Origin of the sequence: Novipirellula sp. (assembly GCF_041583735.1) — a bacterium.
Lineage (GTDB): Bacteria > Planctomycetota > Planctomycetia > Pirellulales > Pirellulaceae > Novipirellula.
On record NZ_JBFHFD010000959.1, the window covers coordinates 1 to 2,240 of the forward strand.

Genomic DNA, 2,240 nt, shown 5'->3' on the forward strand with positions numbered 1-2,240 from the left:
CGTGCTGCGATTCCTACCGATCGCCAATCAAACTCATCATGCCAATCTTCTGAATTTGGTGAAAGCATCCTCCCAAACGCCTGCTGCAAGTCGCGATGTGCTGGACGAGAACGGAAGCGTGGTGGGAAGGTGGGTCACTGTGGGAAGAGACGCCGCAGCAACAACAGTCGACGATGTGACTCCGCTAACCGTGCAATTGAATTCGCTCACGGTGCGTGATGCTCAGACCGGCGAAGTCCTGCAGATGCCAAGCAGCGTGCTTGGGAATGACAGCGGAGTCAAAATCGCTCGCTGGATAAAATCGCAAAACATCCCATCCATCGATGTGCTGGCGGTCGTTGAAAGTGAACACGCGGTCGGGGGTGAGGACTTGGCGTTTGCTGCGACCACCTTTGACCAAAATGGCAATCCCGCCGTTGCGATCAACTTCACCGATGCTGGCGCGGCCAAAATGCTCGTTTTGACAACCGCCAATGCACACGTCGGCACCACTCAAACGCAACTTGGCATTGTGCTGGATGACCAGCTGCTGACGGCTCCAAAGATTTTGCAGCCGATCCGCGTCGAAGCACGGATTACGGGAGATTTCACTCGGGCCGAAACCGACTTTATCGTCCAGATCCTCAAGGCGGGGCAATTACCCGCGAAACTAAATCCCAAACCGATCAGCGAAACGCAAGTCACTGCGTCTTATCGCCTAGTCGATCTGATCTCGCTTTGATTCGATGGGGGGAATGGCCGAAAGCTGTTGGCGACTTTCGCTACGGGATCTCAGCCGTGCTCGGTGGACGGAGCGGGCGTAGTGTTGGCCAAGCTTTCGATGGGGGCTAGGAATTGACTCGAATCGCGGCCGAGTCGCTCGAACACGCCAAGCGTTTCATTGAAGTCCAAATTGGTGGCAAACACACGTGACTCGGGAACCAACACGACCGAACCAATCCAGGTGTCGGGGGCTCCGGGGAAATAGACCACGACCAACCCGCTGGGCAAACGGTCCGCTTCCATCGCGATCCGGTAGCCTTCGGGACAGGCCACCAACACCGGCGACAACGTCGGCCCGTCGCTGTCATGCTTCAAATTCCCCGCCAACAAGTCTTTGTAGATGGCATATTTGGGAAACACGGTGATCAATTGCTTCTCGACCGTGGACGAGAACTTCTTGCCGATTGCTCGTCTCGCGATCACGCCCGCAGCAAAACACATCATGATCAAAATCGCCACCGCCGCCGAAAACAGGATCGCGATACTGAACGGCTGATTTCCTGGAATCCACTTCTGCAGCGGCACCGCGACCGCGGAAACGATCCCGTAGACCTGGCCTAACAGCCCCCCGATCACCGCCAGGGGCAATAAGAAAAAGATCCCCCCAATTGCCGTGGACCGCAGGAAGCCGACCGATTCATTTATTTTCTTTCGCATTCTGTCTCTCTGTCTTTCCACTTAACAAGGGGGACGTCGCACGCATGCATCATGCTGCAGTGGCGAGTCCCCCGTCCGAACCACGCACAGCATACCGCACCCGGGTTGCCGATTGCGGTGCGGCGGCCTCGCTGAGCCCTTTTTCGGGGCCCCGAGATTCTAGGGGCCCCAAACACTCCGGAATCAGGCGGTAAAAACGGAGCGTTTTCGGGCTCGGAAATTGCCTTAAAACCGCATCGGTTCAAGGGAGGATCGATGCACTCACTAGCACCTTTTCCCTTGGCCTTTTAAATTACTCGGCTTGTTCCGCGTGAACCTCATTCGCACGACGGTCGTCACATCGATGACCGCCGCTACGCACCTCCACACGCTTGCCCTCAAAAACCGATTTGCCCGCCATGTCACATCGACTCAAAACAGGTATTCCCGAACTCGACCAACTGCTCGGAGGTGGATTGATCCCGGGCACGCTGACCGTTGTGATGGGAGCGTCGGGGATTGGCAAAACCCAGTTGGGAGTTGGGTTTGCGAACGCGGGTATCGAACAAGAGGGCCAATCGGGCATCCTGTTCGATTTGACTTCGCGTGGCGATTCACAAAATCACACGGATTATGCTGAGCGACTATTTGATTGGCGGTTGAGCGAGTTTGAGGCGAATGGCCGCTGGGACGCCGCCACAATCTGGGACGCCGCCCACTCGCGACGCGATTACATGCATATCTTCCAGCACTCTGGACGCCGCGTCACCGCCAGCGATCTCGATTCGGACAGTTGGCGAGAATGGAAATACGAGCAGTCCAAGAAATTGGATCAAGCCATC

General features: G+C 56.3%; 2 protein-coding genes and 1 pseudogene. 2 read left to right on the forward strand and 1 reads right to left on the reverse strand.

What is annotated here, in order from left to right; all coding sequences use genetic code 11:
• Positions 1–721: pseudogene (locus tag ABX962_RS35020) on the forward strand (protein translocase subunit SecDF); the annotation flags it as partial.
• A 50-nt stretch (positions 722–771) separates the two neighbouring features.
• Here the strand turns inward: ABX962_RS35020 and ABX962_RS35025 are convergent.
• On the reverse strand, positions 772–1,419 hold the full coding sequence (locus ABX962_RS35025; RefSeq protein ID WP_372726289.1) for a hypothetical protein: 648 nt from the start codon (positions 1,417–1,419) through the stop codon (positions 772–774).
• Between the two features lie 398 nt (positions 1,420–1,817).
• Between ABX962_RS35025 and ABX962_RS35030 the strand changes: the two genes are divergently transcribed.
• Positions 1,818–2,240, forward strand: a 423-nt coding sequence (locus ABX962_RS35030) for an RAD55 family ATPase (RefSeq protein ID WP_372726290.1), incomplete at its 3' end; no start/stop codon positions are given.

What these genes read in the sequence shown, in the direction of transcription:
- ABX962_RS35025 (WP_372726289.1), bottom strand. Translation starts at nt 1,419, where the DNA reads ATGCGAAAGAAAATAAATGAATCGGTCGGCTTCCTGCGGTCCACGGCA.